Below are 24,825 nucleotides of genomic sequence, written 5' to 3' on the forward strand. Positions count from 1 at the left end.
CATGACCGGTCCACACCCTCTCAATCAGGCTGTCATCGCACAGGCACTGCATGATCTGCGCAATGGCCAATTGCGCAGAGCCAAGTCCATGGGATTCGATGACACCGACCTTGACGCACTGAAACATCCTGCCATGGCAAGTGTGCTGGCCAACGCTAACGTGTCCTGGTGCTCCGTCGTGGTCAATCGAGATGTACTGCGTCGCCTCCTGCATCAGGTCGACGATGTAACCGAGGAAGTCGCCAGAATCGACCGGCTTCTGCGCCTGGGTGCCAGTACCGAACTTATCAGCAAGTTCTTCGGGCTCACCCATCAGGAAATCGCGTTGCGCCGCAGCGTGATCGGATTGCCAAAAAGGAAAGGTCGCCATCCGGTTCTGACCGAAGAGCAGGATACCAATCTTTGGCACCGCTGGTCTGCCGCAGCCAAGTCACAAAAAGTGGCACTCAATGACGATATGGCTATGCTGGATATCGCAGCGGAGCTTGCCGAAGCCACGGATCTGCCGCTGTCCGTTATCTGGAGTGCCATACGCGGATGGATTGATGAAGGGCAGACCAGATGACGGGTGGCCAGCCACGCACAAACGGCCCCATCCGGCTGAATGAGTTGTTCGACCAGGCGTTCTCCCGTCTGCAACCGCAATCTGCGAAGCCGGTTCAATCCGCCTCATCGCCTGCGGCAACGGATGGTTTCCTCTTCAGCGGCAATCACCACGACAGTGTGCCACGGGCACTACTGATGGACGGGCGGCTCACACCGCTTGAACGCAACGGCTGGCAAGTTTTCCGGTTGATGCTCGCAGAAGATGGTATCACCGCGATGCCAACGTACGATCAGCTCGCCCCCTGGCTCGCTTCCATGCCGTGCGCGGCCAAAGCGTCTCACGAAACAGTCGCACGCACCCTGACGATGCTGCGCCTGACCCGATGGATCAGCCTGGTCAGGCGCAGACGTGATCCACGCACAGGCCGCATTCTGGGCAACCTCTATGTCCTGCATGATGAGCCACTCACGCCCTATGAGGCAATCCAGCTTGACGCCGACTACCTGGCGCTGGTCAGCCAGTCTCTGGTTCATGCCAGCAAATCTGTCCAGCGTGTCGGCATGTATACGCTACAGGAGATGTCCCAGGACTCGATGCTCAGCGGCCAGGTACTGCCAACCCGATTGCAGGTGCTGACGCAGCGTCTGGCCGCACAGGGCTGGCGCATGGATTCACGTTACCCACAGGATATGAACGATCACAATTCCGAAGAAGGGATAACGCCCCCTCTTCGGAATAATGGCGACCTGACTTCGGATTCCAAATCAGGCCTGAGCGCCAGCAAAATCAACCCACTTCGGAATCCGAAGAGCATAAGTACAGTACATATAAAAGAAAATAATAAAAAAATACTTACAGTACCGCGTGCGCAAGAGCTTGGAATGCTGAGTTTCCCGGAGCGTTTTATGGCACTCAAGGCTGAGCAGCAATCCGGTGCGCTGGCCGCATTACAGTCGGTTGAACCCGGTTTGCACCAATCCGTCCTTGACGAATGGGATGCCCGTTGCACGACAACCACCATTCGCAATCCTGCGGGCTATCTGTTTGGCATCATCCAGAAAGCCCTGCGTGGTGATTTCCGAGCCTGGGCTGGGCAGAAGGACAACACACAAATAACGCCTGCCACCAAACCACGTGAAGCGCCTCCTCCACCGCAGCCGCCTGCGGCAAACAGAGATGTCGCACTGGCCCATCTGGCACGGTTGCGCAAATTGCTGGATGCCCCCTGAATTCGACATGTCCACAATCATCCATAGTCGTCTATACCCTGGGTATAGCTGCATACATAGCCTTCCAGACGAGATGCACAGACTCACGCAGAAATAGCCATGCATCGTCCACTGACGTCCACAGTCGCCTATACCCTGGGTATAGCTGCACACAGCCTTCCCTCGTAGGCCGTCCGGCGCTTCGCAAAACAGGCTGACCAGCAGTGCGGTTTCATGACTGACGGCCTTCCCGTTGCAGCCGAAGCTGACGACTCGTTTCACTACAGAGAGTCATCACTATGGCCCACGAAAACAATGCCACTGAATCCTTGCAATTGAACCTGGGGTCATTGCGCAGTGCGATGTCACTGACCCTGCATACTCACCACGCATCGCGTATTTGGCACGGACGCGCAGCCGCAGAAGGCAAACCCAGCATCGTCGGCTTGAACGGATTTGTCTCCATCATGAACAAGCTCAAGCGCGGGGCCGAGCAGGACGATCCCTACTCCGACTGGTGGATGTTGCGCATCGAAGACAAGCTGGCGCTCACCAAAGAACAGCTCCAGAGCTTGCGCCAACAAGTGGATCAGGCACTGGCAGACGTACCGTCCGCGCTAAGCCTTGGAGAAAACATGAATGTGCAACCCGTCAAGCTGCCACTGTTCGTCTCCTCGCAACTGGGCTTTATGGCGGTCTATTTACTGGCAGACTACGACGATCTTGCCCGCCGCCTGATCCTGGCCCACCACACCGCATTGATCGACCGATCAACTCTCGAACGTTGGCTTAACGACGGTGCCCATGCCCTGCGCAGTCTCTTCAGTCTGGCACAGCAATACCGCTACTCCGGTACCCAGCGTGACGACTTTGCCGCCAACAATGCCGCAGCCCGTGCCGCAGTGGAAAAGTTCGGAGAACTGCCGCAGGACGTACTCGAAGGCGCGCGCCGTTCACGCTTCGCACCACCTTTGATCCGTCGTGGACAAACGCATATGGCGCACTCAGGCACCACGAATCAAACACCCTCACACGAGGACGAGCCTGCGGATGCCCCTGCCAGCGCCAGCGAAAAGCCAACCGAAGGTGCACAAAATAGCGAGGATGACCACGCATGAGCACATCGACACGTTTCACCATGCTGGAACAGACCGCCTTCCAGCAGTTGGAACATGCAGGCTACCTAAAAGGCCTTTTAAAACCTTTTAAAGGTAAAGGGGCACTCGAAGTCTGGGCCAGCCAATGCGAGGCACTGCGCGACGGCCTGATCGTGCTGGCGCAGCGGCAGGTTCTGGCGCAGGCACGCAGCCATCCCTTCAACCTGCTACCGACGCAACTGGCCCAGCAAACCACTGGCGCAGGCACCACTTTTCTGCGCTGGCGCAACCTCGACCGCAGCAGCATGGGCGTGGCCCTGTGGCAAGAAGTGATGGTCAACCCAGCCACGCCACCCGGACTCATCAGCGATTTACATGCAATGGAAGTCCAGCGAGCCGTGCTGAACATGCAGGTTAGCCTGTTGCACACACTCACACGCCAGGCCAGGGACTGCGCCAGCAAACTGGTTCATGCCGACGAAGTTTATCTGCGCCGGACAGGCCATCAGGCAGATCTGAGCCAGCCACATCCAGGTGAAGACCGCATGATATATCCGGCATCGGTACAACGCCGTTGACGGTTTCCGCCTGCATTGTCTTTCCAGTGCGGGCCTTTCACATCAAGCAGGAGTCATCAATATGAGTACACATTTCAGCGGCGAGGGAAATATCGGCTCTGCGCCAGAATTCCACGAATATCCCAACGGTAACGAAGAACCACGTCGGGTGCTGCGCCTGAACGTCTACTTCGACAACCCCGTCCCCGGCAAGAGCAGTGCCTTTGAAGATCGCGGCGGCTTCTGGCGGCCGGTTGACTGGTGGCATCGTGACGCGGAACAATTCGCCGAGCTGTTCCAGAAAGGCATGCGAGTCGTGGTCAGCGGACGTGTAGAGCGAGATGACTGGACCGATGAGAACAACAATCCGCGTACGACTTATCGAGTCAATGCACGCAGTGTTGGTATCCTCCCTTACCGGATCGAGGCTATCATCCTGAGCCCCAAGCCGGGGGCCGCAGATCCGGTGTCTCAGGCCGAGTAACACATTGCACTTCAGGACGATCACCGACAGCGGTCGTCCCCTATTCCACTGATGTCTATTGCGTTTCGCGCGCTCCAGCACAAGAAGTTGGCTGCGTAAACGAGCCGTGCCCAGTGTAGGCCTTTCTCGACACCTAAGCCGCCGCAGGCGCACTCTTGATACACCTTCAGCCTGGATGCGAATGGTGTGCCATTCACCGATGATTGGCATCAAACTCGAAAATCAAATACGTTGGCTCGCAATCCGCATTCTTTATCATTTTAAACGCTCCAACCGGGAATACTCGACGGCATGATTCACGTGCCGAGAGAATTCTATGAGGCTATTTCTGTGCGAGAAGCCCTCTCAGGGCAAAGATATCGGACGTGTACTGGGGGCCACCCAAAGAGGTAATGGCTGCCTCGCAGGTTCAGGTATCACCGTAACCTGGTGCATTGGTCATCTCGTTGAGGCCGCCCCCCCAGAAACCTATGGCGAACAGTACAAACGCTGGTCTATCGAGCAGTTGCCCATTATCCCTGAGCGCTGGCGTGTCGAAGTCAAATCAAAGACCGCTTCGCAATTCAACGTCGTCAAAGATCTGCTGAGCAAGGCAACCGAGCTGGTCATCGCGACGGATGCTGACCGGGAAGGCGAGTTGATCGCACGCGAGATCATCGAACTGTGCGGTTATCGCGGCCCTATCCAGAGGCTCTGGTTATCGGCACTCAATGACGCGTCGATCCGCAAAGCACTGGCAACGCTCAGGCCATCAAGCGAAACCCTGCCGATGTACTTCTCGGCCCTGGCCCGTTCCCGCGCAGACTGGCTGATCGGCATGAACCTCAGTCGCCTGTTCACCGTCATGGGGCGGCAGGCCGGTTACGACGGCGTACTCTCCGTTGGCCGGGTACAAACCCCAACGCTGAAACTGGTTGTCGATCGCGACCGCGAGATCGCTCGCTTTGTCTCAGTGCCGTTCTGGACAGTCGAGACCGTGCTATCAAGCGCAGGTCAATCTTTCACTGCAGGCTGGCTGGCACCAGATACAGCAACAGACGATGCGGGCCGTTGTCTGCAGGAGCCCATAGCCCGACAAGCGGCCGAACGCATGCGTATTGCTGGCAGCGCACAGGTCACGTCTGTCGAGACGGAACGCCTGCGTGAAGGCCCACCGTTACCCTTCGATCTGGGCACTCTGCAGGAAATCTGTTCCAAACAACTAGGCCTGGATGTGCAGGAAACCCTGGAAATCGCCCAGGCACTGTACGAGACTCACAAAGCCACGACGTACCCGCGCTCAGACTCCGGCTACCTGCCTGAAAGCATGTTCGCCGAAGTGCCTACAGTACTCGACAGTCTTCTCAAGACCGATCCAGGCCTGAGGCCGATCGTTGACCAGCTAGACCGCAATCAGCGATCACGTGCCTGGAACGACAGCAAAGTCACAGCGCACCACGGCATCATCCCCACACTCGAACCCGCTAATCTCACGGCGATGAGCGACAAAGAGCAGGCAGTCTATAAACTGATCCGTGCCCACTATCTGGCGCAGTTTCTGCCGCAACATGAATTCGACCGTACCACCGCGCGCCTGTCATGCACGGGCGAAACACTGCAAGCGGTCGGCAAGCAGATCGTCGTCATCGGGTGGCGACAGGTGCTCACTGAACCCAGGCCAGATGAGGATGGCGAGACCACACTACGCAGCCAGGTTCTGCCAGCGCTGCATGAAGGATTGTCCTGCCAGATAACTGGCATCGACTGTAAAGCACTCAAGACATCGCCGCCACGTCCTTATACCCAGGGCGAACTGGTCAAGGCGATGAAGGGGGTAGCCAAACTGGTCTCAGATCCGCGCCTCAAACAAAAGCTGAAGGACACCACGGGTATCGGTACTGAGGCGACTCGCGCCAATATCATCAAAGGGTTACTTGACCGTGGCTACCTGCTGAAGAAAAGCCGTTCAGTACGCGCCTCCGATGCGGCCTTTACACTCATCGACGCCGTTCCCGGTGCCATTGCCGACCCAGGCATGACTGCTATCTGGGAACAGGCGCTGGACATGATCGAAGCCGGTCAGCTCACACTCGATGTCTTTATCGACAAGCAGTCAGCCTGGATCACGCAATTGGTGCAGCAGTATCGAGGGGCATCTCTGTCTATCAAGGTGCCACAGGGACCCGCATGCCCCGAATGCGGCACCGCTATGCGTCAACGCACCGGCAAGAGCGGGCCATTCTGGTCTTGTCCTCGTTACCCCGACTGTAAAGGCTCTCAGCCTATCGACAGTGGTAAACACACACGCGCCATGCCGCGCAAGCGTAGCCGCAGCTCCCGGGAGCCCTGAGTCGCTCTGAACCCAAAGAGCCATGTCACGTCTTCTGTGATGACATGGCCTCTCCCCCCGCGCCCGTGCGGGAATCCCGGCGCGCCAGTCTTCTGCTAAACCGTGCGCACCTCGCCATGCTCCGGCAGCGAGGCAAGAAGGCAACTCATCCATGGACGCACCAGACGCGTTCCCCCTTCTCCGGTTCTTCCGCCCTCCATGAAGGGTTTCCTGATGCTTTGCTTGAGAGGCCAGGCATCAGGAAACCCTTCGGGGATGACGGTATTCATTGCCGCGCCCAACGGCGAAAAACTGGGTTCCCTTTGTGTGTGGATACATGCCAGAGGATTCCGGCCACAACCACGATAACGGCCGGGTGCGATTGCTGCGACAGCGAACGGTTTTGACGACGACTGCATCCTGAAACAGCCCACAGGTGGTTTCTTCCTACCGAGTCGGAGGCCAGCAGGTCCCCGACACTTTTTCTCCTGATTTACGGCATATCCGGTTGGGCCTGTGGCCTTGAACCAAACAAACAGGAGACACAATGAGCACACAACCCCTACCCCATGCACTGCAGTTCGGCAGTGTTTGCAGCGGTATTGAAGCCGTCAGCCTGGCCTGGGAACCACTCGGTATGAAAGCCGCCTGGTTCTCGGAAATCGATCCCTTTCCGTGTGCCCTACTCGCACACCGCTACCCCCATGTCCCCAATCTCGGCGACATGACGCGCATCGCCAACCAGGTACGCGTTGGTGAGGTCACCGCCCCGGACATTCTTGTTGGCGGAACGCCTTGCCAGGCATTCAGCATCGCCGGTGCGCGGCGGGGGCTGAAAGATCCTCGTGGTGCCTTAACCCTCAGCTACGTGGAGCTTGCCAATGTCATCGACCAAATCCGTCTCAAAAATCATCAGTCCCCCACCACGATCGTCTGGGAAAACGTCCCTGGCGTGCTCAGTGACCGCTCCAACGCCTTTGGCTGCCTGCTGGGCGCACTGGCCGGAGAAAGCCATGCGCTCAACCCGCCAGGGGAAAAATGGGCGCACGCAGGTCACGTGTCTGGACCCCGCCGTCGCCTCGCGTGGCGAGTACTCGACGCCCAACACTTCGGTGTCGCCCAGCGCCGCAAGCGTGTGTTTCTTGTGGCAAGTGGTCGAGACGACCTCGATCCCTGCGAAGTACTTTTTGAGCGCGACAGCGTGCGCGGGCATTCTTATGCGAGCAGCTCGCCGTGGCAAAAAGCTGCCCGCGCTGCTGGAGCAGGCCCTGCGACAGCAAGCGACTATGCCGGACTGAGCCCCTATGACAAGGTGGTCACGACATTCAGTTTCGCTGGCGGTACAGGGCCAGTCAACGTGGCGGCCTGCCTGATGGCAGCCGGTTCCAAACATGACATCTGCACCGAGAACTTCCTGGTGCAGTCGATGGCAGGCCCCCTCAGCCATACACTGAACCCGGCAACGCATGGCAAAGACTACAGGGAAGATGGTGCCAACAAAGGTATCCCGATGATGGCCTTTACCGCTCAGGACTATGGCGCGGATGCCGTAAAAGACGTCACCCCGACATTGCGGACCAGGGCCTGGCCTGCCATCGCCTTTGCACAGAACGGGCGTGGCGAACTGCGCTTGGAATCGGGTCACGGCCAGATCGCTGGCACGCTGCTCGCCAGCGGCGGAAAGCCCGGTCAGGGCATGCCAACCGTGTTCAGCGTCACCCCGCCTGACGCGCACTTCCATTACACGTCGCTTGAGCATGATGGAGAAAACTGGCAGCAATGGAGGGTCAGGCGGCTAATGCCCGTCGAATGCGAACGCTTGCAGGGCATGCCGGATGGCTGGACGCTGGTGCCATATCGCGGCGGCAAACCTGCTGCTGATACCCCCCGCTACAAAGCGATCGGCAATTCTATGGCCGTACCATGCGTAGCCTGGCTGGGTCAGCGTCTGCTCCAGGCATTGCAGACACCCGGGTGACATCGCGCTAACCAATACGGGCACTTCCTGATGCGTGTTGTTCCACACACACGCACCGTTGCCACGTCATGCTGAATACATGTTCGCCGGTGTAGCTGGCAACATCCCAGGCAGTCAAGGCCATCAAGACTGCGACACGCTGACGGTGTGTTGGCTTTCGTTATTTTCTCATTCCACCCATAGGGGCTTTCCTCCCTTGTGGCTGGGGAGCTCCTTTTTTTGGAGACTTTCCCATGGATCATCAAACCATTCGCAATCAGATGCAGTCATTGGTGCGTGACCACGTTCCTTCCAATGCCCGCAGTTTCAGGTTCAACATTTTTGACGGCCAGCCCAAGGTTTCGACACTGGGCTTTCACATTGATCCCAAGCCTTTTGAAGGAAAGATCATCGCCAGGACGGAGGATGCCATTGTCGTCAAGACGGGTCGAATCGAGTTCGCCGTGCTTGACCGGACGCTCGTGACCGACGATCCAGACGAAGGAGCCAAGGTGCAGGTCGAACCCTACGCACGGCATCGCTTCGACGGTCTTCGCGCAGACACCCCCGAAGAGCGCACCGAATACACCGCTGATGGCAAGCCCTACAAGCTCCAGACGTATGTCCTCGGCTCCGCCCCCGCCAAGCTTCCGATCCCGCAACCCCGCTGTCCGGAGTTACAGGAACTGATAAGGCAACTGGAGGAGCTGCCGGCACCGGATGGTTTTCGTCGGATTACGCACCTGCTGGTTGATGCGGGTGCGCGGGATTTCACCTGGATTGATCCACTGCCCAAGGACATCATCGCTACACCACCGGCTATCAGCTTCAACACAAGCACGGCGAAATTCAATGGCCGCGTCACTGTGCAATACGAACGCGCCGACGACCTCTATGCCGTAGTGCTGAGCCACGATGGAGAGTTGGTTGAACGGGTTGACGGTGTGTTCTTCGATACCCTCGGAGACGTACTGTTCAGGCTGATCGACGATGGCAGTTGGCGTCGCATACGTGTGCGCACCATTCAAAAGCCGCTGCGACGCAAGTCATGACGCTACAGACAACCCGTCTATACGGTGGGTTATCTGACCAGCATCGTTTACTTATCGCACCTCGACTGGGATACGCACCAATCCCCCGCCCCGGACAACACTTCTTCACTGTGTTGCCCGGCATACCATCCTCTCAGGAGTAACGTGTATGACTTTACGCTTCAAAGGAGCCGAATTGCGGCCCGTCATCGCAGAAGCTGTTGCCAATCAGTGCCGCATCATCCTGGTCAAGGATCAGGGTGTTTACTGGCTCGCCGAGCATGGTGAGCGCCATCCCGATGGGCGTCAAAAGCTGATCGCCTACGCAATTGGCTGCAACCCTGACGTTGCGCCCTTCGACGACTGGTGGGAGCGTTCACGCGCCGAGTTCGGTGGCGATGATTTTGGTGAGTTTTTCGAGCCTGGCGACAGGGTGTTTACCGGCATCCTGGATGGTGCTGGTGATCTCGAAGTGTCCGCTACCGCAACACAGATTTTCCTGCAAGTTGTCGCGACAAGCCCCGATAGCAACTGAGCCTCGTCCTCCATAGCCCCCTCATGGGGGCTTCTTTCCTCTCGCGCCAGCACCTCCACCGCTGACACGCATTCGTCTCAGCCCACTACAGGCCATTCCACCAGCGATACTCTGGAGACGCCCACATGCGCGACCCGTTCAAGATTGACTCCCCGACCTGCATCAGTTTTTCCGGTGGCCGCACCAGTGCCTATATGCTGTGGCGCGTTTTACAGGCCAACGGCGGCCTGCCTGCCGATACCGTAGTCTGCTTCGCCAACACGGGCAAAGAAGTAGAAGCTACCCTGCGCTTCGTGCGTGACTGCGCCACACATTGGAAAACCCCTATCCACTGGCTCGAATATCAGGACGCTGCACCAGGGTTCAAGCGGGCCGATTTCACGACTGGCAGCCGTCAGGGTGAGCCTTTCGAGGCGTTGATCCGTAAACGCCAATACCTGCCCAACCCTGTTGCTCGCGGCTGCACCACCAGCCTGAAAATTCGGCCGATGCATAAATACCTGCGCAGTCTCGGTTGGACAGAATGGGATCAATTCATTGGCATCAGCGCCGACGAGCAACGGCGTGTCGCCAAAATTCGGGCGCGCGGTCACTCTACGGAATCAAGCCATGAAATGATGTGCATGCCATTGGCCGATGCAAACATCAGCGTATACGAGGTCAGTGCGTTCTGGCAGGTGCAGCCTTTCGATCTGGAACTGTTGACCGTGAAAGGCCGCACACTCGAAGGCAACTGTGATTTGTGCTTCCTCAAGCCACAAGGACAGCGCCTGGCCCTCATCAAGGCCAGACCGGAAGCCGCCATATGGTGGATTCGTATGGAATCACTGAACCTGGCCAACAAGCCCAGTGGCACACGGTTTCGTGTTGATGGCCCCAGCTATGCCGATCTGGCACGATTTGCCGCAAACCAGGGTGATCTGTTCGACCCAACCGAAGAAGCGGTCGCCTGCTTTTGTGGCGATTAAACCGCGTCGCAGGAGAGATTTCACCTGATTGATTGCAGTCTGTTCTGATCAGGTGCCGCTTTGGATAACGGTCAAGACAGCAGTAACTGCTCCTGAGTTTTGCCCGCTGCAAGCGCCTCCTTGAACCAATTCGGCTGCTTGCCTCGACCACTCCAAGTCAGACTTGGGTTGTCGGGATGTGCATATTTGGGAGCCACAGGATTTTTTACCCGAGGACTCGGCTTTGAGTTCGGGAAGACCTGCTCCAGCTCCAGATTTTCACCTTCCAGCAACTGCAGAATTTTCTCGCGAACGGCCTTGACTCGTTCACGTTCTCCCTTGACCAGTTGATCCTGTGCGGATGCGATCAGGTCCTTCAATTCGGCTGCGGACAGCGCCTGCAAATCAATCGACATTATTTCTCCCTCCGTGGGTGATGCAGAAAGTCGTTAAGTACGCGTTTGTACCACGACAGCCATTTCCAGAGGAATGGCATCTCGAAAATAGGGAACGACTCCGGTTCATATTTCTCGTCGCGCCAGCATTGAGGCACGGGCAGTCTGTCGGCATGTTTTGCTGACGTTGTCAGCGACATGCCACGCAACCACGGTCTCCAAGGTTGCGGTGCGGCAAAAACCGCATGACCGAGCCAGTTCGCCCAGCATCCTCACGCGAACGACCACCGGTTTATACCGGTAGTGGATGCATCCGCCTTATCAACCCATCGCGGGGTGACACACCCTCGCCATCGGGCCTGGTGTGTCTCCGCTTCATTTTCAATGGAGATTTCACCATGAGCCATTCTACCTCAGGCGAAAAAGCCTATTTCGATCTGCACACCGAAGGTTACGGTCGTCTGCAGCGTGTGCGGGAAGTTCCCGTACGCGGTGGCCGACGTGCTCAGCCCTTTCTGGCTTGCACCATCGCCGCGTTGGTCGGCTCTGTCAAAGAACCGGTCACCCGCTATTTTGACGTCAAGGTCTCAGGTGCCGAGGCTAAAAAACTGGTCGAACACTACGTCGGCATGGATGATCCAAAGCAGCGCCCGATGGTCAAGTTCCGGCTGGGGGATCTGTGGAGTGATGCATTCATCCGCCCCAGCGGTGAACGCAAGGGTGAGCCAGCAGCCAGCCTCAAGGGGCGACTCCTGAAGGCTGAACTGATCGACCCTGCCACACTGGCGGCTATCGAACAGTACGAACTGATCACTCGGGGCATTGGCTACCTCAATCGGCCCAAAGACGTTACACCGAAGGAGGGTGACCCATTCCTCGCGTGCACCATTGGTGCTCTGGCCGGGCCTGTTGAAGAGCCGGAATACCGGTACATCAACACCATCGTGACCGCGCCGGAGGCTCAACATCTGGTACGCCGTTGCGTGCAGGCCATCGAGGCTGAGCGCAAGGTATTGGTGGCCTTTCGTCTCAACGACATGAAAGCCGATCCGTACCTTCGCACGAAGGGCGAGCATGCCGGCGAGCCGGCTGCGAGTCTGGAGTCCAGATTGATCCATATTGGTCTGATCAAGATCGATGGCCAATTGGTCTATCCCACTGCCAACCAGCCCCCCTCTTCTGGGCACGCTACGGTGGCATCCACTGCGTCAGAAAGTCCTGATAACAGCGCGGATATGCCTTCTACGACGTCTGGTACAGCCGGGCCTGAAGCGCAATCCTCGGTAGAAGAAGAGCCCGCTCTCGTCACTTCACTCTAAGCCGATCGGCAAGACCTCACATTGGGGTCTTGTCTCTTTTTCCAAGGTTATCGGTAGTACAACGCATCCCAGGAGATTATCCATGGCTACAGCAGCCGTTCAATCCGCTCCCCCTATCATCGTTCGCGGTCAACTCGCAATCCGCACAATATCCGGTCGTAACGGCCGGTTCACAGTCGGTCGTCTCACCACACACCTTGGGTTGTTCCATGTCAAAGATCCCGAACTGGAGCAGTATCCCGAGGGGAAGTATGAGGGTGAATTTGCGATTCGATATATTTATCCGAAAGCCTATCCTGTCGGCGACGGCATGCGATTCGAGATCCGGGCCAACCTGGATGGCATGACCTTGTCTGGTATCGACAAACTCAGCAAAGCAGAGGCTCGCGCCTTCGCCACGCAGGATGTCGATCCGCTTGATGAGGAATCGGGTACACAACCGGTGCCTACGCCAACCGCAATGCCCAAATCCAAGGCCAGGTCGGCCCCTGTGCAAGCTTCCAAGGACCCACTGGTCGACACCACGCCATTCGGCGTCGATGCGCCTTCCGCTACTGTGGCGGCCTCGGGCAATCTCGATAGTGACGACACCTTATTGTTCGGCATCCTCTGGCCGCTGGGTGAGTCGGTAAAGCTGGACTCGACCATTGACCGCCGTACCTTGCGCCTGCAAATCGGGCGGTTGAACCAGTTGGGCTATGCGTTCGACGCTACGGCCCAGCAGTGGAACCGCCAGTCTGAATCTCTGGCGACCTGATTCATACAGCTACCACTGCACGCTTTTCCAATCCTTCGGGGCAACTCTGCCCTTCGGGTGATGTTGCCCCTCAATCTCATAGAGGACACCACCATGCCCGAATCTTCATTACCGCAACCGTTGTTCCGTATCGACGAATGCACTGACCTGATGGTCGATGCCTGCGTCTGCCGCGAGAATGGCGATCTGGTCTTTGTCTCAATCTGGGCGCGGGATACTGCCGTCCAGCAATTTATCGCCCGTCTCACACTGGGTCGCGATGAGGATGGATTGAACCAGTTTCACCTCATCACAGAACACGGCGGCTCCGTGCCTGTGTTCATCCCCTCGGTCGAGCGCCTTGAAAAACGCCTGACCCGCAACTATCGCCGCACGCTGTTTGGATCGCTCACCAATCTGTGGCTGTTCGACCAACGCTGCATCTGCCCTGACAAGAGCACAGCCAGCGCACTGGCGCTACTACCGCGATCTGCCGCTGAACCCACTGTTCGCTTGTGGCAACTCGTCAAAGACACATGTCCGCTGCCACTGCTCGACCACTGGCAAATGCCGGTGCTGGAGTTGCTGCGCAGCCGCGACATGCTCCATGAGCTACCGGTCGCCCTCGGGCCGCTGCGGGGCTTTCGCCTTGGACTGGACGTGCCAGCACTCACCGACGCGCTGGGCGGGCTTATTCGTAACGGCGCTCTCACAGCCTATCCCTATCCGTCACAGATCTGCACCTCGCAAGCGGCGGTCTGACCATTCCACAGCAGGCGCACCTTACCAGGCACCTGCACTTTCTTTCATCACCGCCAGACAGGAGATTCCTATGGCACTCATGTTTCCCCGGCTCGCCAGAAATTTTGCCAAAAATGGCTATTACCCTACCGATGAGTCCACGCTTGAACGGACACTCGCCGCACTGGCACCCAGCGATGAGCCCATGTGCATTATTGATCCTTGTGCCGGCGAAGGCGTTGCGATTGCCGAAGCCGCCCATGCCCTCGGGCTTGCTCACACCCGGTCGTACGCTATCGAATACGATCAGGTGCGCGCCAGTCATGCACGGTTGTTGGTCGAACACTGTATCCATGCCGATTTGATGGACACCATCATTTCGCGTCAGGCATTCGGCTTGCTTTGGCTCAACCCACCGTACGGCGACTTATCCAGAGATGCCAACGGCAATATCGGCTACGACGGTAAAGGCCTGCCCCGACTGGAAAAGTTGTTCTACCAGCGGACGCTGCCCCTGCTGCAGTACCACGGCATTCTCGTTTTCATCATTCCGTCCTATGTACTCGACCAGGAAATGGTGGGCTGGCTCACGCGCCACTTCGCCGACCTGCGTGTCTTCCGTGCGGTAGATACACAGTTCAAACAAGTGGTGCTATTTGGTCGTCGCGCTCGCCAGCGCGATCTGGCGAGTGAAGACGTGAAGTCCACCCGCGCCCGATTGTTGCAAATCGGGCAGGGAGAACAGGAAGCAGCGGAATTGCCGTCCAAGTGGACATCGTTGCCGTATGTCGTTCCAAGCGCCCAGGCTGAACCCGAACATTTTTATCGCATCAGCATGGAGCCGATGCAGTTCGCCGAAGAGGTACAACGCCTGCGAGGTTTGTGGCCAGCGCTCGAGACTCACCTCGGTGCCGCGCAGCAGTCGCTGCGTGCGCCTGCGCGTGCGTTATCTGAATGGCACCTGGCATTAGCCCTGGCGGCGGGTGCTATCTCCGGTGTCGTGCAGTCCCCAAGCGGTCGCACGCTTGCAGTCAAGGGGGATACCTACAAGCAAAAAGCGACGAGCACCGAGTATTGCGAACGCGATGACGGCTCCATCGCCGAAACGCGCATCCTCACCGATAAGTTCGTGCCCGTCATCAGAGCATGGGACCTGTCTCCTGACTCAGCCACGCTGGGACAGATCCTTACCATCCATTAATCCCCGCAGGGGGAAGCAGCATCACCCACACACCGCTGGCCACTGAACCCGAGTTCAACGCCAGTCCATTTCACTCACCCACCGGGGTCATGACACCCCACTGGGCATGCCATGACCCCTTGTTTATTCAAGGAGCTATCTCATGGCAATCGAGGCACTTTTCTCAGCACTGTGACCAAACTGCGCTTTTCACCAGGGGCAATCATCATGACCTCCGGCATCACCAATCTGGTCGAACAAGGGCATCTCAATCCAGCCGCTTATCTGAACCGCCATCTCTGCGGCGACTGGGGAGAACTGGAGGAGAATGACCGACGGCAGAATGACCACGCGCTCGCGTCAGGCGAAGACCGTTTATTTTCCTCGTATCAGGTCAACCCTAATCTGAAAATCTGGATCATTACTGAGTGGGATCGCAGCGTTACTACGCTGTTGTTACCCAGCGAATACTGACCTTCCAAAAGGCGGCGCTACGGCGTCCACTTTTCTTCCCCCAGGGGCATACATCGCCCCTGGGGTGGTGCATGCCCCATTTTTTGGAGCATCTCCATGACCATGCAAATCGAAGCGGCATCTGCCGTCACTCACTCATCTGCAACAGACGATCTGTTCGACCCTGCGAACGACGAACTCTCCATCAGCATGCAGGATTTTGTCAGCGAGTTCGGGGATGAATTGCTCGATTCTCTCAATCGGGCTAATCCACCGGTCTACAACGGCGTGCCACGTGTAAACCGACAACGTATTCTGGCCAATCTCAAGCGACAGTTGTTCCCCGCCCAGGCTGAGGTCGTGCATGCAGCGGCCGAGTTGCTCGTCAATCAGGGCGAGCGTGCGGCTATCGTCAATGGTGATATGGGGACGGGAAAAACCACCGTCGGCATCGCGCTGGCGGCGGTGCTCAATGCGGAGGGCTATCGCCGCACTCTCGTCCTCAGCCCGCCACACCTGGTCTACAAATGGCGCAGGGAAATTCTCGAAACCGTCACAGGGGCCAAAGTCTGGGTGCTCAACGGCCCGGACACGCTGCTCAAACTGATCAAGCTGCGCGAGCAACTGAATGTGCCAGCCGATGGACAGGAATTTTTCATCATTGGCCGTGTGCGCATGCGCATGGGATTCCACTGGAAGCCCGCGTTCGTTCGCAAGCGCACCCGTCACGGCACAGTTGGGCTTTGTCCACACTGCGGCACCATGGTTCGCAATCTTGATGGCGAACCGGTCAACGCACTGGAACTCGACGCGGAGGAAGTACGTCGCAAGTGTAGTTTTTGCGAGAGTGCCCTCTGGACACTGATGCGACCACGTAGTTTGTCAGGCAGCGATCAATCCGCAGCGGTACTGCGGGCGCTGAAACGTATTCCAACCATAGGTGAAGCCACTGCGGCCAAACTGATGAAGACCTTCGGCGATTCATTCCTGGCATCGATGCTGGGGGATAACTTCCACCAGTTCATCAACCTGATGGACAACCGAGGGGAATTGGTCTTTTCAGACAGGCAGGCTCAGCGCATGGAACGCGCCATGTCGAGTATGGAGTTCGGCTTCGGTGAAGGCGGTTATCAACCCAGCGAATTTGTGAAGCGGTATCTGCCGCAAAGCACGTTCGATTTGCTCATCGCCGACGAAGCCCACGAGTACAAGACAGGCGGTTCCGCGCAAGGTCAGGCCATGGGTGTTATTGCGGCCAAAACCCGCAAAACGCTGCTGCTCACCGGCACGCTGATGGGAGGCTACGCTTCCGATTTGTTCTATCTGCTGTTCCGGGCGCTGCCCGGACGTATGATCGAAGACGGCTACCGACCAAGTGCCAGCGGCAGTATGAACGCTGCAGCCATGGCATTCATGCGGGAGCACGGCGTCCTCAAGGATATCTATTCCGAGAGCGATGGTCCGTCCCACAAGACCGCCAAAGGCTCGAAGGTTACCGTCAGGACAGTCAAAGCGCCGGGGTTCGGCCCCAAAGGTGTGCTTCGCTGCGTTCTGCCCTTCACGATTTTCCTCAAGCTCCGGGATATTGGTGGCGTACTGCCCCCGTATGACGAAGAGTTCAGGGAAGTCGAGATGGACGCTGAGCAAAGTGATACCTACAGCAAGCTCGCTGCCAGCCTGACGACTCAGCTCAAGGAAGCCCTGCGAAAGCGGGACACTACCTTGCTGGGCGTGGTGCTCAATGTGCTGCTGGCCTGGTCTGACTGCTGCTTTCGTACTGAAACCGTGCGCCATCCACGTACGCGAGAAGTACTGGCTTTCACCCCGGCCCAGTTCAATGAGCTGCAGGTGATGCCCAAGGAGCGGGAACTGATCAATATCTGCAAACAGGAGAAAGCAAAAGGTCGCAAGACTCTGATCTATTCCGTTTACACCGGTACGCGAGACACCACCAGCAGGCTGAAGATGTTGCTGGAGCAAGAGGGCTTCAAGGTGGCGGTACTGCGTGCGAGCGTAGATGCCAGCCGACGCGAAGACTGGATTGCCGAACAACTCGACAGAGGAATTGATGTCCTCATCACCAATCCCGAGCTGGTCAAGACGGGGCTGGATCTTCTGGAATTCCCAACGATTGTGTTCATGCAATCTGGGTACAACGTGTACACGCTGCAGCAGGCCGCACGTCGTTCCTGGCGTATCGGACAAAAGCAGCCTGTGAAGGTGATCTACCTGGGGTATACGGCCACGTCGCAGATGACCTGCCTGGCTCTGATGGCGAAGAAAATTCTGGTCTCTCAGAGCACGTCGGGAGACGTGCCTGAATCAGGACTGGATGTGCTTAATCAAGATGGTGACTCTATTGAAGTCGCTCTGGCCCGACAGCTTGTCGCGGCGTAGTTCACACGATAACGCCAGCATCCTCTTTGGATGTTGGCGTTTTTTTAACTGGTAGTAAACCATATTCGACATCTGTTCAATACCTACTGCCGTAAACCAGCCTCACGCATCCGCCCCTCCAGCTCATCCAGAAATGGGGAACGCCCCTGACGCATCGAGCCGTAGCGACCATCAACAAAACCAGAATACAGCATATGAACCTCATCCCGTGCTCGAGTTAGCCCCACATAGAAAAGGCGACGGCTCTCACGCAGCTTTTCTGGCGTCTCACCACGCCACGGCAGATTGCCCAGATCCAAGCCGACCATAATGACCACGTCGTATTCGCAGCCTTTGGCAGAGTGGAGCGTCAGCAGATTAAGGTGATCAGGTGAGCCATCACGCCCACCCAAACTCACAATATCCAACGCCGCCAACGCACCACCTTCGGCAAGCGCTGCAGACATGCGATTCAATTGCTCAGCCTGATCTGCAAGCACCAGCTCAGTGCCCAGCAACGAATCAACGATACCATTGCGCAGCGACGTGACAAAATCACGCGCAGGCTGTTGGTCGGCGCGTAGAGCCCAAAGCAGCGCGGTTAGCCTCTGCCCCTCACGTCGAGCTTGCGCATCATCCAATCTCGTCCGATGAAACGCGAGGTAGCGGTCTATTAGCCCACGCAATTGCGGACGACCAACACGCCAGCCACCGGCGCACCATGCGGCGCAATCTTCCACCCAGCTGGTCAAGGCAACCTTGCGATAAGGTGCTGCGTTATCCACACGGATATAATCAAAACCACCAGCGGTCACCGCATCAGCCACAATATCTCCGGCACGATAGTCTCTGTACAGAATGGCAATATCACCAAGCGTCCGTCCTGGTTTAGCAGCCAAAGCAGCAGGGATGATCTGTGCAATGGCATGAGTCGCTTGATCCGCCATCCCCTCAGGACACAACACAAACTCAATAGTCGTCTGACGGTTTGGATCATTCGCGCGATAACCACGAGCCTCACCCAGCGCCATCTCAGAAGCACTGACGATACCCGCACCTGAACGATAGTTTAATTGGAGCCTAACTGTTTCAACGCCTTCACTGCCTGCCAGCTCCATGAGCAACGCACCATTGGCCCCAGTAAAACCGTATATCGACTGGTCTGAATCACCCACAGCGAACAAGCGCACGCCCCCCTCAAAAACCAGACGCTTGACCATACGATGGAGCGCCACCCCCAAATCCTGATATTCATCCACCGCGAGGACCGGAAATTTCGCCTGAACTAAGGGCAAAACCCAATCATGCTCGACGATCAGACGCTGGCCGAATACCACCATGTCGTCGTAGTCGATTAGCCCATCCTGCCGTAATGCCGATTCGTAAGCCTCGGTCCAGGCAGCGAGTTCCTCCTCTGAACGCCAAGCAGTGCTGTTGCGGTCCAGCACTGAACGGCGATGCCGCCCGAGATCAATGGCCTTATGGGGATGACCTGAGCCAAAGAGCTGATCACCAGATTGTCGCAGTAACCGATCACTCACACGCTGAGAAGCCACCGACAGCGGAAATGAGATCGGCAGATCGGCCAATCGCCCATAAGGCATCAACAGATGACGCAAACAGAACCCATGAACGGTTCCGACAAAGAGATTCGGTGCCTCTCTGAGCCCCAGCGCTTCAAGACGACGTGTCAACTCACGCGCGCATTCCTGGCTATATGTGATGCATGCAGCACCACGCGGTGCCTGAACATCCTCGGCCAAGATACGGGCCAGTTTCAGTACAAGTGTCTTGGTCTTGCCACTTCCAGGCCCGGCAAGCACAACGCAATGCCCCAGGGAGTTATACGCGGCTAACTGACCAGGATTTCCAGCCAACTCGGAAGCCTGGGCTAGGTAGGCTGCACTTACACTACGCGACGGCATCGCGGATATGCTCCAGTGCTTCACGAATGTAATCCGGGCAAACATCCTCCGACACCGAGGAGGCCAGCGCATGAGCGAACCGCCCTTTGCCAATTCGCTCAATTAGCTTCAACAACCGACCTTGATCGACTTCACCATCGTCCAGCCATTGCTGCAATGTATTTAGAGTCTCTTGCTTCAGTTGTGGAAGTTCCTGTCGGATTACATCTATCATCTCCTCAGCCAGTCCGCTTTCGAACAGTTCAGTTTCAAGGGTATTCTCATTAACGAAATACCCGTAATCGTTGGCAAGTCCGATCACATCTTCAGCATCCATATTTTCGTAGTCGCGGTAGTGCTCATATTCAACCAATTCAAGGAGACTGATGAACCGTCTGCGAACACGTGGATGCCTGCCGTTCACTGGATCACGGTCTGTCAGAATCACATGAGGAATATCAAGCCCTTGTGGCCCTAGGAGTTTCACATACGGGGTGAAATTAGTTCCACCGACCGAACACACAGTGATCCCAAGCATGTCGAGCGGGATACCCAGTGCATCAGCGAAAGCTGGGACAAGGAAACGCTCAGCATCGCCCTCAACAAGGACAACACCTCGCGAAAAAAATATTTCGCCACGAGTGACATCAATATAGCGCTGTAGATCATCCTCATCCCGCTGCGTGAATGGTGCATTTACCGTTGAAAGAGCAATTGTCTCCTCTTCCTCCGGGTCATGACGCAGCAGAACGATGGATCTGATTGGCGTAACGCTGGCGATATGTGGGGAATGGGTGGTCAGAATCGTTGTCAGCGGAGTACTTTCATCACGATTATCTCCATCAGTGCCCAAGAAGTAACGATAGACAAGGCGCTGCACATGCGGATGTAGGTGTGCTTCTGGCTCCTCGACGACGAAAAACGTATGGTCTCGTTCTCCGTCATCAACAAGACGATCAAGCTCGAGGCTTTTCAGGGCAAGGAAAATCAGATTGGCCGTCCCAAGGCTGGCATCACCAATGCCACGGATACCATTGTCGAGCAACAAGCGTAAGCTGCGTAGCAGAGCATCAACGCGAGCCGGAGCAAGCCCCAGCGATACTGGAACGGCATGTTGATCACCCGCGATAGCTACCAACCGTTCGCTAATTCGTTCAGCTGTCGCCACTACGTCATCATGACCAGCCAGCTCCCGTTGAGCCTCGTCGATCTGAGTCTGAATTTCCTCACGAGCATCATCATCTAGCGACGCGGTGAGCTCCTCAATAAGTGGTCTCAATGGTGAATTGCGCCAGCTTGAAAGATCCTTCTCAGCATCACGCAACGCGCCCTGAACATCTATGGGTAACATACGGCGAAGCGCTCCGCCAATATGCATATCGGGATCAGTACCACCGAAGATCACATACTCATAGTCTTTTAGCGATTCAGGGGCACGATTTAACTCGGTTTTTGGCTGAAAGCGATAGGTAAGACGAGCCACCATGGGTGGTCCTGGATTAACAACACAATCATTCAGATGAGCCATCAATCGGGGATCGTCAGTAAAATCAGTAAGATCCACTGAAATTTCAATCGTCTCCCCCAATTTTTCTTCGCCTAATCCATCCCAAAAATGTTCAAAGCCCAGTTGCCGATCGCGCTCGGACAACCCAGGGTCAAGAATCAACTGCAAGCCGCGAATAAAATTGCTCTTACCTACTTTGTTCTCACCGACAATAACAATGCTTTCACCCGTTTCAACATCAACGTTGGAGAAGTTGGCGAAATTAATTAACCGGACTCGAGAAATCCGCATTGCTACCTCCCTATCTTTTTATTTATCTTCCAAAAAATAATAGTAGCACTCAAACTGTAAGATACTGCCTGGCGCTACCAAATCTGCGAAGTAGATACGGTTGAGATCAAAACGGCTCATGCTCATTGCGCATTCTTTGCTGATCAACCCCACGCCTCAGACGAAGGTAACAGCTCATCGCTATAGAGAGCTGAACCATGTCACCAACACATTCAATCCGGCGGCTGTTTGTCAGTCACCTGCTGATCATTGCAGCCTTGAGCAGCGGATGCACAACAACCACTGCCCAGCTCCCCTCTCCGCCCATCAAAGCGGTCACCTCGGTTCCCGACGCTACGCCGGACTTCATTCCCGTTGTACGTTACGGACGCTATACCCTGGTTGAACTGGCTCCCGATGCGGCGCAGCGTAATCTGTTGTTGCAGGTGATTGACGTATCAATACCCGAGCATTCCCGCGCTACCGTGGGTGACGGCCTGCGGCATGCGCTCAAGCGAAGTGGCTACCAGCTCTGCGAAACAGCCCAGTCTGTTATTGAACTCTATTCACTGCCACTGCCCGTTGCGCATCTGCACCTCGGCCCGATGACCTTGCAGGAGGCATTGCTTACCTTGGCCGGGCCGTTCTGGGCGCTGTATGTCGATAACCGTACGCGACAAGTGTGCTTCAAACGCTCCGATATCGACGCTGGCACTGACACAGCAAATGACGACACCCGAGTCGCCGGGGCGGTTAAGCCCCTCCCTCCTGCTGGAGGGCAACCATGAACAACACCGCCATCACGTTGAGGCACACCTCAACCATGATCATCCGACTCCTGGTCTGGGTGTGGCTGGGTGTACTGACTGCTCTTGCCGTCCTGAACTATCGCGCAACAGCCGATCTGGTCAAACGCGAACAGGCGGATGCCAGCCTGCAACAGATTCAGGTACTGGAAGGTCTGCTGACAGAGCTGGCCGACAGCATACAGGCCCTTGAAGCACGCCCGGACCCAGCCAGTGCAACAGCCTTACGAAGCATGCAACACAGTCTGGAAACGCGTATCGCTCAGATGGAGCAAACGCAGGAAAACTACGCCTCCACACAAGTCGTGCAAACGCTTCGTGATGAGCTGGCGCAACTCAAGTCTCAACAGAAAGCAGCCATTCAAAGCGCCCCAACCACCAGCCGCACCACCAATCCTGCTGTTACCACGCCCAAGAAAATGCCATTCCCGTTTCGCATCCTGGGTCTGGAGCTGCGCGCTGGACAACGCATGGTATCGATTGCGCCGGCCAGTGGAGAACCCGCACCTGAGCAAATCCAGCTTGTATTACCTGGTGAAGCCGTGAGCCAGTGGCGACTGGAAACCATCGATGGCGACACCGCAATTTTCAGCCGTGCCGGGCAGACACGACGCCTGACGATCCCCTGATGGAGAAGACAATGAAACGTCTGATGACGATCCTCCTCACTACCACACTGACCACTCTGACAATGTCCGCGATGGCACAGCCCTCCACCACGATGCAATCCCGTATCGTACCGACCCAGGTCGAACAGCTCCGGGACGAACGCCTGGCGCAGGACTGGGGCTTGAACGCTGACGAATGGTTACGCTATCGCGAACTCATGGAAGGGCCCCTTGGCACTTACTCACCCAACCTCGACCCACTATCCGCACTGGGTATTGAGGCCCGCAGTGACGACGAGCGACAACGCTATGCCGAACTACAAGTACAGGCAGAAGCACGTCGTGTTGAAAAACTTCTGGCCTATCAGCGAGCGTACGACGAAGCCTGGCAAAGACAGAATCCCGACCTGTTGCGGGTAAATTTGCCTGATGCCGGACTCAACAGAAACACAGTAACTGGAAACGGACGCACGGCGGTGTTCGTCAAGGAGAATTGCCAGCCATGCACCCAACTTGTGCAGCGCTTACAGGCCTCCAGCACGCCCTTCGACCTGTATATGGTCGGTTCACATCAGGACGACGTGCGCATCCGGAATTGGGCCAGACACGCACAGATTGACCCAGAGCTGGTACGCAATAGCACCATCACACTGAACCACGACGCAGGTCGCTGGTTGTCTCTTGGGCTGTCCGGAGACCTGCCCGCCAGTATCAGACAGGTAAATGGTCAATGGCAGCGTCAGCCCTGACATCCATGCAACGAAGTTGGACACTGCTGGTAAGCATACTGATGGCCAGTCTGGCTCAAGCCCAGGAGATCCCCCCACCGGCCTACCAGTTGGCGGCTCAACGCGCGGGTATTCCCTCTGTCGTCCTTTATGCGGTGGCGCTGCAGGAAAGTGGTGTGCGCCGTGCAGAACGTATCGTGCCGTGGCCGTGGTCGCTGAATGTGGCAGGCCAGTCTCGCCGATACACCAGCCAGGCGCAGGCCTGTGCAGGAATACACCAGGCTCTGCAAGACATACCACTTACCCGCATTGACGTAGGCCTGGGGCAGATCAATCTCGGTTGGCAAAAGCACCGCTACCGCCAGCCCTGCGACTTACTCGATCCGTACAACAACCTGACGATCGCGGCACAGATCCTCAAGGAGCAGCATATTCCCGGCGAGGACTGGCTGCTGGCAATGGGTCGCTACCACCGGCCTGCTGGCGGTGCGCCTGCGGCACGCTACCGGCGCAGTGTGTCGCAACACCTTCAACGCGTATTGGGGCCGCAGCAAACTGTCCCCACCATTCTCAGCAAGGAAACCACCCCATGATGATCCATATTAAGACGTCATACAGCCTGTTCCTGACACTGGCCACCGTATCGCCGTTGATTCACGCAGCACAGCCGCCGATCGTGGTGGAAGACCACGGCGGGGCATCTGCGCTGCCGTACTACGAGGCGCTCAACCTTCAGGTACGCTCACCCGATACCCCACGCCCTCCCATTGCCATGCCACCGATGCAGGTAAATCCAGCAACCGAAGCAGACATGCTGCCAGTACGCAGCCCGAAGCTCTCCCCTGGCACCGTAACACGCAGGGTCATCGATGCACCGGGCCTGCAACCGTTCTTTCTGGTCGGCGACGATGAGGCATCCTATGCATGGCTGCAGCGCCAAAGCGTATTACTTCACGAACGAGGTGCCATCGGCCTGGTGGTCAACGTCGAGACCAAAGACGGCCTGGCACGCCTGCGTGCTATCGCACCAAATTTGCAGTTCGCGCCAGTGGCGGCCGATGACCTGACTGAGCGACTTGGCCTGCGGCATTACCCCGTGCTCATCACCAGCACGGGAATTGAGCAATAACA

25 protein-coding genes are annotated in these 24,825 nt (G+C 56.9%); 21 read left to right on the forward strand and 4 right to left on the reverse strand.

Annotation, left to right across the window (positions count from 1 at the left end; genetic code table 11):
• Position 1 precedes the first annotated feature (1 nt).
• The 6 genes from A7983_RS20875 to A7983_RS20900 all read left to right on the forward strand — a co-directional run bounded on the left by A7983_RS20875 (position 2) and on the right by A7983_RS20900 (position 6,222).
• The gene (locus A7983_RS20875) at positions 2–565 is read left to right on the forward strand and encodes a DUF2857 domain-containing protein (RefSeq protein WP_005966925.1); all 564 of its coding nucleotides are present in this window, start codon (positions 2–4) and stop codon (positions 563–565) included.
• Positions 562–1,776 (forward strand): STY4528 family pathogenicity island replication protein, encoded by a 1,215-nt coding sequence (locus A7983_RS20880; RefSeq protein WP_005966926.1) that lies wholly within the window; start codon positions 562–564, stop codon positions 1,774–1,776. Before A7983_RS20875 ends, A7983_RS20880 begins: the two co-directional genes overlap by 4 nt.
• A gap of 278 nt (positions 1,777–2,054) precedes the next feature.
• On the forward strand, positions 2,055–2,873 hold the full coding sequence (locus A7983_RS20885) for a PFL_4669 family integrating conjugative element protein (RefSeq protein WP_005966927.1): 819 nt from the start codon (positions 2,055–2,057) through the stop codon (positions 2,871–2,873).
• Positions 2,870–3,430 (forward strand): DUF3158 family protein, encoded by a 561-nt coding sequence (locus A7983_RS20890; RefSeq protein ID WP_005966928.1) that lies wholly within the window; start codon positions 2,870–2,872, stop codon positions 3,428–3,430. Before A7983_RS20885 ends, A7983_RS20890 begins: the two co-directional genes overlap by 4 nt.
• A gap of 61 nt (positions 3,431–3,491) precedes the next feature.
• A complete protein-coding gene (locus A7983_RS20895; RefSeq protein ID WP_005966929.1) occupies positions 3,492–3,893 on the forward strand; it encodes a single-stranded DNA-binding protein in 402 nt (133 codons plus the stop codon).
• A 316-nt stretch (positions 3,894–4,209) separates the two neighbouring features.
• On the forward strand, positions 4,210–6,222 hold the full coding sequence (locus tag A7983_RS20900; RefSeq protein ID WP_005966930.1) for a DNA topoisomerase III: 2,013 nt from the start codon (positions 4,210–4,212) through the stop codon (positions 6,220–6,222).
• A 95-nt stretch (positions 6,223–6,317) separates the two neighbouring features.
• On the opposite strand, the gene A7983_RS24065 is transcribed toward A7983_RS20900, so the two are convergent.
• Complete coding sequence (locus A7983_RS24065; RefSeq protein WP_152413511.1) at positions 6,318–6,620, reverse strand: hypothetical protein; 303 nt, start codon at positions 6,618–6,620, stop codon at positions 6,318–6,320.
• A 128-nt stretch (positions 6,621–6,748) separates the two neighbouring features.
• Here A7983_RS24065 and A7983_RS20905 point away from each other — a divergent pair, with 128 nt between their 5' ends.
• The 4 genes from A7983_RS20905 to A7983_RS20920 all read left to right on the forward strand — a co-directional run bounded on the left by A7983_RS20905 (position 6,749) and on the right by A7983_RS20920 (position 10,692).
• Positions 6,749–8,179: a DNA cytosine methyltransferase gene (locus A7983_RS20905; RefSeq protein WP_005966932.1), complete on the forward strand. Its 1,431-nt coding sequence runs from the start codon at positions 6,749–6,751 to the stop codon at positions 8,177–8,179.
• A gap of 233 nt (positions 8,180–8,412) precedes the next feature.
• The gene (locus A7983_RS20910) at positions 8,413–9,210 is read left to right on the forward strand and encodes a hypothetical protein (protein WP_005966933.1); all 798 of its coding nucleotides are present in this window, start codon (positions 8,413–8,415) and stop codon (positions 9,208–9,210) included.
• A 148-nt stretch (positions 9,211–9,358) separates the two neighbouring features.
• Positions 9,359–9,724, forward strand: a complete 366-nt coding sequence (locus A7983_RS20915; RefSeq protein ID WP_005966940.1) for a DUF3085 domain-containing protein — start codon at positions 9,359–9,361, stop codon at positions 9,722–9,724.
• Positions 9,725–9,849: 125 nt separating this feature from the next.
• Positions 9,850–10,692, forward strand: a complete 843-nt coding sequence (locus tag A7983_RS20920; protein ID WP_005966942.1) for a phosphoadenosine phosphosulfate reductase domain-containing protein — start codon at positions 9,850–9,852, stop codon at positions 10,690–10,692.
• A gap of 71 nt (positions 10,693–10,763) precedes the next feature.
• Here A7983_RS20920 and A7983_RS20925 read toward each other — a convergent pair whose 3' ends face one another.
• Positions 10,764–11,087 (reverse strand): H-NS histone family protein, encoded by a 324-nt coding sequence (locus tag A7983_RS20925; protein WP_005966944.1) that lies wholly within the window; start codon positions 11,085–11,087, stop codon positions 10,764–10,766.
• Between the two features lie 377 nt (positions 11,088–11,464).
• On the opposite strand from A7983_RS20925, the gene A7983_RS20930 reads away from it, so the two are divergent.
• The 6 genes from A7983_RS20930 to A7983_RS20955 all read left to right on the forward strand — a co-directional run bounded on the left by A7983_RS20930 (position 11,465) and on the right by A7983_RS20955 (position 17,892).
• A complete protein-coding gene (locus tag A7983_RS20930; protein ID WP_005966946.1) occupies positions 11,465–12,385 on the forward strand; it encodes a DUF3577 domain-containing protein in 921 nt (306 codons plus the stop codon).
• Positions 12,386–12,467: 82 nt separating this feature from the next.
• Positions 12,468–13,142 carry a DUF3275 family protein gene (locus tag A7983_RS20935; RefSeq protein WP_005966948.1) on the forward strand — a complete coding sequence of 225 codons (675 nt, stop codon included), beginning with the start codon at positions 12,468–12,470 and terminating at the stop codon, positions 13,140–13,142.
• A gap of 93 nt (positions 13,143–13,235) precedes the next feature.
• Positions 13,236–13,883, forward strand: coding sequence for a hypothetical protein (locus tag A7983_RS20940; protein ID WP_005966950.1), 648 nt, complete (start codon positions 13,236–13,238; stop codon positions 13,881–13,883).
• Between the two features lie 70 nt (positions 13,884–13,953).
• The gene (locus tag A7983_RS20945; protein ID WP_005966952.1) at positions 13,954–15,063 is read left to right on the forward strand and encodes a DUF6094 domain-containing protein; all 1,110 of its coding nucleotides are present in this window, start codon (positions 13,954–13,956) and stop codon (positions 15,061–15,063) included.
• Between the two features lie 207 nt (positions 15,064–15,270).
• Positions 15,271–15,516, forward strand: coding sequence for a hypothetical protein (locus A7983_RS20950; RefSeq protein WP_005966954.1), 246 nt, complete (start codon positions 15,271–15,273; stop codon positions 15,514–15,516).
• Between the two features lie 96 nt (positions 15,517–15,612).
• Entirely contained in the window at positions 15,613–17,892 is a 2,280-nt protein-coding gene (locus A7983_RS20955) for a helicase-related protein (RefSeq protein WP_005966956.1), read from the forward strand.
• 83 nt (positions 17,893–17,975) lie between these two features.
• Here the strand turns inward: A7983_RS20955 and A7983_RS20960 are convergent, their stop codons facing one another.
• Positions 17,976–19,796, reverse strand: coding sequence for an ATP-dependent helicase (locus A7983_RS20960; protein WP_005966958.1), 1,821 nt, complete (start codon positions 19,794–19,796; stop codon positions 17,976–17,978).
• Positions 19,783–21,573: an ATP-dependent nuclease gene (locus tag A7983_RS20965; RefSeq protein ID WP_005966959.1), complete on the reverse strand. Its 1,791-nt coding sequence runs from the start codon at positions 21,571–21,573 to the stop codon at positions 19,783–19,785. The genes A7983_RS20960 and A7983_RS20965 overlap by 14 nt, the downstream gene beginning before the upstream one ends.
• A gap of 197 nt (positions 21,574–21,770) precedes the next feature.
• On the opposite strand from A7983_RS20965, the gene pilL2 reads away from it, so the two are divergent.
• The 5 genes from pilL2 to A7983_RS20990 are packed head-to-tail and all read left to right on the forward strand — an operon-like array spanning position 21,771 to position 24,823.
• Entirely contained in the window at positions 21,771–22,340 is a 570-nt protein-coding gene (gene pilL2, locus A7983_RS20970; RefSeq protein WP_005966960.1) for a PFGI-1 class ICE element type IV pilus protein PilL2, read from the forward strand.
• Positions 22,337–22,987 carry a hypothetical protein gene (locus A7983_RS20975; protein ID WP_005966961.1) on the forward strand — a complete coding sequence of 217 codons (651 nt, stop codon included), beginning with the start codon at positions 22,337–22,339 and terminating at the stop codon, positions 22,985–22,987. Before pilL2 ends, A7983_RS20975 begins: the two co-directional genes overlap by 4 nt.
• Positions 22,988–22,998: 11 nt before the next feature.
• Positions 22,999–23,715 (forward strand): TIGR03759 family integrating conjugative element protein, encoded by a 717-nt coding sequence (locus A7983_RS20980; RefSeq protein WP_005966962.1) that lies wholly within the window; start codon positions 22,999–23,001, stop codon positions 23,713–23,715.
• Entirely contained in the window at positions 23,697–24,287 is a 591-nt protein-coding gene (locus A7983_RS20985) for a transglycosylase SLT domain-containing protein (protein WP_005966963.1), read from the forward strand. Before A7983_RS20980 ends, A7983_RS20985 begins: the two co-directional genes overlap by 19 nt.
• Positions 24,284–24,823: an integrating conjugative element protein gene (locus tag A7983_RS20990; RefSeq protein ID WP_005966964.1), complete on the forward strand. Its 540-nt coding sequence runs from the start codon at positions 24,284–24,286 to the stop codon at positions 24,821–24,823. The genes A7983_RS20985 and A7983_RS20990 overlap by 4 nt, the downstream gene beginning before the upstream one ends.
• Positions 24,824–24,825 lie beyond the last annotated feature (2 nt).

Origin of the sequence: Pectobacterium wasabiae CFBP 3304, assembly GCF_001742185.1 — a bacterium.
Taxonomy (GTDB): domain Bacteria; phylum Pseudomonadota; class Gammaproteobacteria; order Enterobacterales; family Enterobacteriaceae; genus Pectobacterium; species Pectobacterium wasabiae.